General features: G+C 67.4%; 7 protein-coding genes. 6 read left to right on the top strand and 1 reads right to left on the bottom strand.

From position 1 onward, the window contains the following. The first annotated feature begins 49 nt into the window (after positions 1-49). Positions 50-844 carry a TrmH family RNA methyltransferase gene (locus JO236_RS15640; RefSeq protein WP_293331968.1) on the top strand — a complete coding sequence of 265 codons (795 nt, stop codon included), beginning with the start codon at positions 50-52 and terminating at the stop codon, positions 842-844. Positions 845-923: 79 nt separating this feature from the next. Here JO236_RS15640 and JO236_RS15635 read toward each other — a convergent pair whose 3' ends face one another. Beyond that, positions 924-1,964: an oxygenase MpaB family protein gene (locus JO236_RS15635; protein ID WP_293331963.1), complete on the bottom strand. Its 1,041-nt coding sequence runs from the start codon at positions 1,962-1,964 to the stop codon at positions 924-926. Positions 1,965-2,215: 251 nt separating this feature from the next. Here JO236_RS15635 and JO236_RS15630 point away from each other — a divergent pair, with 251 nt between their 5' ends. From JO236_RS15630 to JO236_RS15610, 5 genes are all read left to right on the top strand, one after another. Next, positions 2,216-3,109, top strand: coding sequence for an adenylate/guanylate cyclase domain-containing protein (locus tag JO236_RS15630; protein ID WP_416362258.1), 894 nt, complete (start codon positions 2,216-2,218; stop codon positions 3,107-3,109). 9 nt (positions 3,110-3,118) lie between these two features. Then, positions 3,119-3,922 (top strand): rhomboid-like protein, encoded by an 804-nt coding sequence (locus JO236_RS15625; RefSeq protein ID WP_293331960.1) that lies wholly within the window; start codon positions 3,119-3,121, stop codon positions 3,920-3,922. A 139-nt stretch (positions 3,923-4,061) separates the two neighbouring features. After that, positions 4,062-5,105, top strand: a complete 1,044-nt coding sequence (gene pheS / locus JO236_RS15620) for a phenylalanine--tRNA ligase subunit alpha (RefSeq protein WP_293331957.1) — start codon at positions 4,062-4,064, stop codon at positions 5,103-5,105. Next, on the top strand, positions 5,105-7,591 hold the full coding sequence (pheT, locus tag JO236_RS15615; protein ID WP_293331954.1) for a phenylalanine--tRNA ligase subunit beta: 2,487 nt from the start codon (positions 5,105-5,107) through the stop codon (positions 7,589-7,591). Before pheS ends, pheT begins: the two co-directional genes overlap by 1 nt. Positions 7,592-7,687: 96 nt before the next feature. Beyond that, the gene (locus JO236_RS15610) at positions 7,688-8,851 is read left to right on the top strand and encodes a hypothetical protein (protein WP_293331951.1); all 1,164 of its coding nucleotides are present in this window, start codon (positions 7,688-7,690) and stop codon (positions 8,849-8,851) included. The last annotated feature ends 123 nt before the right edge of the window (positions 8,852-8,974 follow it).

The raw sequence follows: 8,974 nt of genomic DNA, 5'->3' as shown, positions 1-8,974 counted from the left end.
AAGACGTCAACGCCCCCTCTGGAGAGGCTGCCTGACTCCGGGCTCTGCGCTGACCGAGCGCTCGGCCAGGGTGGCCGCGGCGGTCAAATTGCACCGTCCCATCGGTCGACGGCGTGCGGGACGATTCCTGGCCGAAGGTCCCAACCTGGTCGCGGCCGCGTCGGCGCGCGGACTGGTGCGGGACGTGTTCGTCACGGCCTCCGCTGCGGAGCGGCACGGGTCGCTGCTCACCGGGCAGCCCGCACCCGTGCATTTAGTGACCGAGCGGGCCGCAAAAGCGTTGTCCGACACGGTGACTCCGACGGGATTGGTCGCGGTGTGCGACATGCCGACGACCCAGCTAAACGATGTGTTGGCCGGCCCGCCTCGGCTGGTCGCGACGGCTGTCGAGATCGGCGAGCCGGGCAACGCGGGCACGCTGATCCGCATTGCCGACGCGATGGGCGCCGCGGCGGTGATCCTTACCGGGCACAGTGTCGACCCCTACAACGGCAAGTGCGTGCGTGCGTCCGCCGGCAGCATCTTCTCGATTCCCGTCGTGGTCGCGCCGGATGCCAATGCCGCAGTGGCCGCGTTGCACGGGGCCGGACTTCAGGTGCTGGCCACCACGATGAACGGTGAGGCCCGCCTCGACGATGCCGAAGCGTTGCTCGGCACGCCGACGGCATGGCTGTTCGGGCCCGAATCCCACGGCTTGCCGGCCGAGATCGCCATGCGGGCGGACCATCGCGTGCGCATCCCGATGGTAGGGGGAGCGGAGAGCCTCAACGTGGCCGCGGCCGCGGCGATCTGTCTGTACCAGAGCGCGCGGGCACTGGGGGTTATCGCGAGCCCGCCCGCGTAACGCCACTGCGAAAAAACGCGTCGAAATTGGCAGTGGCGGTACGCTCGCCCGGCTGCCGAATCCGCGTGGCGTCGCTGCGCTAGGCGGCCGATCTGCGCCCGCGTGCCGGGCGCAGGCCAGTCAGCGACAGCGTGGTGTGCACCAGCGATCCGGCGCGTTCCATGAGGACCTTGGCCGGATCAAGAGGGGAGCGGGCGTGCGGCGGAAAGTAGTGCATGGGCAGCCCGCGGCGGTCCCGCGGCGGCGCCGTGAAACTGGGCGCCTGAACCAGTGGCGCGTCGCTGCGGATCCGCCCCTCCGCGCGGCGGTAGGCGGCCAGCGCACGCGGGTGCAACCGGATTTCGTCGGGAATCGCCAGGAATGCCAGCGCGACAAGCTTGCCGAACAACCGCAGCAGGATCTCGTCGCCGGGGGTCCAGCGCATTCCCGCCTTTTCTCGAACGGCCGGCTCGAACAGGCCCGCCGCGATCCAGCGCTGACCGGCCACCAGCGGCTTGAACAATTGGTCCCAAACCGGGGTGGGCATCAGCAGGAATTTCGGCTTGGGAATCCGCATCTGGAAGATGTCCAGGGTCGCCTGGTTGATCTCTAGCTGCTCGCGGCCGACTCGTTCCCAGTACTCCTGAAATTCCTCCCACGATTTGGGCACCGGGCGCATGCTCATCCCATACATCCGATACCACTGCACGTGCTCGTCGAATAGTTGTTGCTTCTCGGCCTCGGTCAAGCCACCGCAGAAGTATTCGGCCACCTTGATGACCAGCATGAAGAACGTCGCATGCGCCCAGTAAAACGTCTCCGGGTTGAGCGCGTGATAGCGACGGCCGTCGGCGTCGACTCCTTTGATTGTGCGGTGATAGCCCTTGATCTGCTGGCCGGTCTCGGCCGCACGTTCACCGTCGTAGACCACGCCCATGATCGGGTAGACCGACCTGGCCACCCGCTGCAGCGGCTCGCGCAGCAGGATCGAATGCTCCTCGACGGCTGCGCCCAATTCCGGGTACATGTTCTGAATCGCGCCGATCCAGATGCCCATCATTCCGGTGCGCAGGTCCCCGAAATATCTCCAAGTGAGTGACTCGGGCCCGAGTGGGTCAGCCGATGTCGAGTTGACAGTCATCACGGCCTCCATGCGCCTCGACTTGCGCTCACGATAAGCGTTGACAACGCACGTTGTCCACGATTTCGGGATACCTGGCGCGGTGGTGTTACCGAGTCTCCACAGCCCCGCCGCAAGCGTGTGATCAGGGCGTTTGTGGTGAGGTGCGGCGCTTGCGGCCCCGGCCGTGATTGCCGGGGTCAGTCGACACGAATACCCTTGCCTGCGTGGATGTCGGACCTGGGGAAACGGAGTCCGGCCAGACCCGCGAGATCACGGACACCGAAGCGACGGGGACCGCGTTGGCCGCACCAACCGCACCCAAACGGACCCCGGGACAGTGGCTGCGCACCACCAATCACAGTCCCGGCGTGATCGCATTCGTTCGGCGAGCCCGGCGGCTGTTGCCCGGTGATCCGGAATTCGGTGATCCGCTGTCCACCGCGGGCGAGGGCGGGCCGCGGGCGGCCGCCCGGGCCGCCGACCGCCTGCTGGGAGATCGCGGGGCGGCCTCGCGTGAGGTCAGCCTGGGTGTGCTGCAGGTCTGGCAGGCGATGACCGAGGCGGTTTCGCGCCGTCCGGCAAACCCGGAAGCGACGTTGGTCTTCACCGATCTGGTCGAGTTCTCGGCCTGGTCGCTGAAGGCCGGTGACGACGCGGCGCTGACACTGCTGCGCCAGGTGGCGCGCGCGGTTGAACCGCCTTTGCTCGACGCCGGCGGTCACATCGTCAAACGGCTTGGCGACGGAATCATGGCGATCTTTCGCCAGCCGGGCGTCGCGCTGCGGGCGGTGTTGGTGGCCCAGGACGCGGTCGAATCGGTGGAAGTGGACGGCTACCAGCCGCGAATGCGGGTCGGTATTCACACCGGTCGACCGCAGCGCCTAGCCGCGGACTGGCTGGGGGTGGACGTGAATATCGCCTCCCGCGTCATGGAGCATGCCACCAAAGGCGGGATCATGGTGTCGAGTTCGACCCTGGATCTGATCCCGCAAAGCGATCTGGACGCCCTGGGCGTGGTCGCCAAACGCGCGCGCAGACCGTTGTTCACCAGCAAACCTACCGGCGTCCCCGCGGACCTGGCGATTTACCGGATCACGAGCGACAAGACTGGTAGAGAGTTGACAGCCTTAGGTGACACCGACGAAACAACTCCTCAGGCATAGTGGACGTTAATGGTTTACGGCATCTTGTCCCGGGTTGCCCGGGTGCGGTTCACCGTGGGTTATGTGGCAACGCTAGCCGCAGTCAGCACCGTGATCGTGATGATCGGTCCGCAGGCGCATGAACGCCTCATCCAGCGGGCCAGTACAAACCTGCACAACTTGTCGCAGGGGCACCTGGGCACACTGCTGGGCAGCGCCTTCGTCGTCGAAGCCGGGCCGATCGGCTTCTGGATGCCCTTCCTGACGTGTCTGCTGGCGCTCGCCGAACTGCAGTTGCACACCTTCCGGCTGATCGTGGCGTTTTTCGTGGGTCACATCGGGGCGACGCTGGTGGTCGCGGCCGCTCTGGCCGGTGCGATCGAGTTCGGCTGGATGCCGGTGTCCGTCGCGCGCGCCAGTGACGTCGGGATGAGTTACGGCGCACTGGCCGTTCTCGGGGCGCTGACCGCCGCGATCCCGCGGCAGTGGCGGTCGGCATGGATCGGCTGGTGGGTCGCGGTGAGCGTGTCCGCCGGGATCATCGGCGGTGAGTTCACCAACGCGGGCCACGCCATCGCGGTGATCCTGGGCGTGCTGGCGTCCGCGCGGTTCCGGCGGCCGATCCACTGGACGCCCGTGCGGTTGTTGATGCTGGCGAACGCGGCGGGATTCGGCTTCCTGGTGCTGGTGCACCACTGGGGGGCGATGGCAGCCGCGATCGGGTGCGGAGCGCTGGGCGCATTTGTCGCCTACAAGACCGCCCAGTTCGCCCGCGCCCGCGGCGCGGTACCCGTCGTGTTGCCCCGCGACGACCTGCAGCCCGCGCTGACCTGACCGCCACCTCCCTCCTCCACGAACAGACACAGAATCACCCGGCCGCAGCCTGCGGCGTGCGATTCTGTGTCTGCTCGCCGGCCTCACTATGATCGGCACTTCCAGCCCGAACAGCCTCGTCAGCAAGGAGTGTCGTCGCGTGGGTGATCAACCCGTCGACCTGTCGCCGGAAGCGTTGGCCAAGGCGGTCAGCGCAGCCAAGGAGGCCATCGCACTCGCCGACGATCTGGAAGCACTGGCACGAGTCAAGACCGAACGCCTCGGCGACCGCTCGCCGCTGGCGCTGGCCCGACAATCGCTCGCCGCGCTGCCCAAAGAGGACCGCGCCGACGCCGGCAAGCGGGTCAACATCGCTCGCTCCGAGGCTCAGCGCAGCTACGACGAGCGGCTGGCGACGCTGCGCGCCGAGCGTGACGCGGCCGCGCTGGTCACCGAACGCATCGATGTCACGCTGCCGTCGACCCGGCAGCCCACCGGTGCCAGACACCCGATCACGATCCTGGCCGAGCGCATCGCCGACACCTTTATCGCGATGGGCTGGGAATTGGCCGAGGGGCCCGAGGTCGAAACCGAGCAGTTCAACTTCGACGCCCTGAACTTCCCGCCCGATCACCCGGCCCGAAGCGAGCAAGACACCTTCTACATCGCGCCCGAGGGTTCTCGCCAGGTGCTGCGCACCCACACCTCGCCCGTGCAGGTGCGCACCCTGCTAGCGCGCGAGCTACCGGTCTACATCGTCTCGATCGGCCGCACCTTCCGCACCGACGAACTCGATGCCACCCACACGCCCGTCTTTCACCAGGTGGAGGGCCTGGCGGTGGATCGCGGACTGACGATGGCCCACCTGCGGGGAACCCTGGATGCCTTCGCGCGATCCGAGTTCGGGCCGATGGCGCGAACCCGGATCCGGCCGCACTTCTTCCCCTTCACCGAACCTTCCGCCGAGGTCGACGTGTGGTTCGCCAACAAGAAGGGCGGCGCCGACTGGGTGGAGTGGGGCGGCTGCGGCATGGTGCACCCAAACATGTTGCGGGCCACGGGAATTGACCCGGAAGTATACTCCGGTTTCGCGTTCGGGATGGGTCTGGAGCGAACCCTGCAGTTCCGCAACGGGATTCCCGACATGCGCGACATGGTCGAGGGCGACGTCCGTTTCTCGTTGCCGTTCGGGGTGGGGGCCTGATGCGCGTCGCCTACAGCTGGCTACGTGAAGTCGTGGCAGCCGGCGCACCGGGCTGGGACGTCGCTCCCGAGGAACTCGAGCAGACGCTGGTGCGCATCGGCCACGAAGTGGAGGAAGTCATCACGCTCGGACCGGTCGACGGGCCGTTGGTAGTGGGCCGGGTCGCCGAGATCGAGGAGCTCGCCGAGTTCAAAAAGCCGATCCGGGCCTGCCGGGTGGACGTCGGCGAGCGACAAACTCGCGAGATCATCTGTGGTGCAACAAATTTTGTGGTCGGTGATTTGATTGTTGCGGCGTTGCCCGGCACTACCCTGCCTGGGGGTTTTGCCATCGCGTCGCGCAAGACCTACGGCCGCACCTCGGACGGAATGATCTGCTCGGCGGCCGAACTCGGTTTGGGCGCAGACCATTCCGGGATCCTCGTGTTGCCACCGGGGACCGCCGAACCGGGAGCCGACGGGGCCGCTGTGCTCGGGCTTGACGACACGGTCTTCCATTTGGCCATCACCCCGGACCGCGGCTACTGCATGTCGTTGCGCGGCCTGGCCCGCGAGATCGCGTGTGCCTACGATTTGGCCTTCGTCGACCCTGCGGACGTCAAGCCATTGCCCACCGAGGGCCCGGCCTGGCCGCTTACGGTCGATCCCCGGACGGGTGTGCGCCGCTTCGCGCTGCGCCCGGTCACCGGAATTGACCCCGCCGCGGTGTCGCCGTGGTGGCTGCAGCGCCGGCTTCTGCTCGCCGGCATCCGCGCCACCTCGCCGGCGGTCGACGTCACCAACTACGTGATGCTCGAACTCGGCCACCCGATGCACGCCCACGATCGCAACCGGATCACCGGCGGCTTCGCGGTCCGGTTCGCCCGCCCCGGCGAGACCGTGGTCACCCTCGACGACATCGAGCGCAAGCTCAACCCCGCCGACGTGCTGATCGTCGACGACGCCGCGACCGCGGCGATCGGCGGCGTAATGGGCGCGGCGGCCACCGAAGTGCGCGCCGACTCCACCGATGTGCTGCTAGAGGCCGCGGTGTGGGAGCCGGCCGGGATATCGCGCACCCAGCGGCGGCTGCACCTGCCCAGCGAGGCCGCCCGCCGCTACGAGCGCGCCGTTGATCCGGCCATTTCGGTTGCGGCACTGGACCGTTGCGCCGCACTGCTAGCCGACATCGCCGGTGGAGCGGTCGCGCCGACGCTCACCGATTGGCGGGGTGAACCGCCGCGTGACGACTGGTCGCTACCGCCGATCCGCATCGCTGCCGACCTACCGGACCGCTGCGCCGGGGTGGAGTACGCGCAGGGCACGACCGCCCGGCGACTGATCCAGGTTGGTGCCGAGGTGAGCCGGGACGGCGACACGCTGACCGTCACGCCGCCGAGCTGGCGGCCCGACCTGCTGCAGCCGGCCGACCTAGTCGAGGAGGTGCTGCGGCTGGAGGGCCTCGAGGTCATCCCGTCGGTGTTGCCGTCGGCACCCGCGGGCCGCGGATTGACCGCGACGCAAAAGCGCCGCCGTGCGGTAGGCAGGTCGCTGGCGCTGTCCGGCTATGTCGAGATCCTGCCGACACCATTTCTGCCCGCCGGCGTCTTCGACCTGTGGGGTCTTCCGCCCGACGATCCACGGCGGACGACGACGGACGTGCTCAACCCGCTGGAATCCGACCGTCCCCAGCTGGCCACGACGCTGCTGCCCGCTCTGCTGGAAGCGTTGGGGCGCAACGTATCCCGTGGTCTGGTCGACGCCGCACTGTTTGCGCTGGCGCAGGTGGTGCGGCCGACCGAGCACACTCGCGGCGTCGGCCTCATACCGGTCGATCGCCGGCCGACCGACGACGAGATCGCGACGCTGGACGCGTCCCTGCCGCGGCAACCCCAGCACGTCGCCGCGGTATTGGCCGGCCTGCGCGAGCCCCGCGGCCCCTGGGGGCCGGGACGCCCGGTAGAGGCCGCCGATGCTTTCGAAGCCGTGCGAATCATCCTGCGCGCCTGCGGAATTGATGCGATTTTCCAACCTGCTCAATACCTGCCATGGCATCCCGGCCGGTGCGCGGAGATCCTTGTGGGCGAATCCCCGATCGGGCACGCGGGGCAGTTGCATCCCGCCGTGATCGAGCGATCCGGGTTGCCGAAGGGCACCTGCGCCATCGAATTGAATCTGGACGCGATTCCGATTCCGGAGTGGTTACCGGCGCCGCGCGTGTCGCCCTTCCCGGCCGTGTTCCAGGACGTCAGCCTGGTGGTGTCGGCGGACGTCCCCGCCCAGGCCGTGGCCGACGCGGTCCGTGACGGGGCAGGCGAACTGCTCGAGGATGTCAAGTTGTTCGATGTCTTCACCGGCCCGCAGATCGGCGCGGAGCGCAGGTCGCTGACCTTCGCGTTGCGATTCCGGGCGCCGGATCGCACGCTGACCGAAGACGATGCCAGCGCGGCTCGCGACGCCGCGGTGCGCTGCGCCGCCGAGCGGCTCGACGCGGAACTGCGCACGTAAACCCCGCCCGGCGCGTCGTGCCGTTTACGGTGCCCAGTTGAATTCTTTTCCGGTTGAACCATCTCCTGACCACGTTCGTAACCCGAATACGTATCTATGACCACTGGTCATTCGGGCACTGAGTCAAGCACCTTCGCGACCACAGTCGCCGGCCCGTACCAATCGCTGTTCTCGAACACGGGCACCAACCTGCAAGTCCTTGGCGGTGCCCTGTCGGCGAATCCGGGGCCGTTTTTCCGTCAGGTCGTTGCCAACCAGATCGGCTACCCCCAATTGCTCGGCACGTCGCTGCAGAATGCCCTCATCAACCTCCCGGCGACGGTGGCCAACTTGCCCTCCGAGGTCCAAGCCGGTCTGCAGGCGCTTACGGGCTATGACCCGGTGGCTGCCGCACAACAGATCAGCACCAACCAGACCACCTACTTTCAAACGATCAGCACATCGCTCAACGCCGCGTACCACGACTTCAACACGGGGTTGCAAGCCCTGCCGGCCAGCTTTCAGCAAGCCTCTCAGGCCCTAGCTGCGGGCGACTTCACGGACGCCGTCAGCGACCTCCAGCTGAGCTTCAAAAACCTGTTCATCACCGACTTCGATGTCACTTCCAGCCCCACCGGCGTGCTATCCATCACGCCGACGGGCGCGCTCGGGGACCTGCTGCCCGTCTTCGCGATCCCCGGACAGATGGCGCAGAACTTCACCAACTTGCTGCCCGCAGGCTCGGTTCCCGCGCTGGCATCGCAAAGCTTTACGAATTTGGTCGACGCGTTGACCAACACCGCGACCACGTCAACACTCACCGCATTCCTGGACCCAAATGCCCCCCTGGGCCTTGGTGTGGCCATCGATGCCCAAATGGGGCTTCCGTTGGCGTTGGCAATCGATGCGGCCGGCTCGCCGGTCACCACGTTCAACGCGCTTAACTCCAGCGCGCTCGCGTTTGCTAACGCGGTCCACACCGGCGACTGGGTGGACGCGGCCGTCGCAGTTCTTGATGCCCCGGCGGTTGTCGCCAACGGCTTCGTTAACGGCCAAACGACGCTGCCGCTGACTATTGACGCGCTCGGCATTCCGACCACTCTCAACATCCCGCTGTCCGGAATCCTCGTTCCGCCGGGCCCCTACACCGCGACGATCCCGCTGCTGGAGACGAACGCCACCGTCACGGGCACCCCGCTCGGCGGCATCGTTCCCGGCCTGTTGAACTTCCTGCCGGAACACCTCGCGGAGGCGATCGGTGGACCGGTCGTCGACTCCTAGGCAGCTACATATGGCGCCAGCCGACGCGACGCCTACGACTCCGGGCGAGCACCGCGCCGGGATGATCGCGGCTGCGCACCCCCGCGGGCCTGGGAGTTCACTGGATGTAACGTCGACATTCGT

The sequence above is a fragment of the Mycobacterium sp. genome, from assembly GCF_019247635.1.
Classification (GTDB): Bacteria; Actinomycetota; Actinomycetes; order Mycobacteriales; family Mycobacteriaceae; genus Mycobacterium.
The sequence above is the reverse complement of the archived record's forward strand: the minus strand, read 5'-3'. Positions and strand labels throughout refer to the sequence as shown.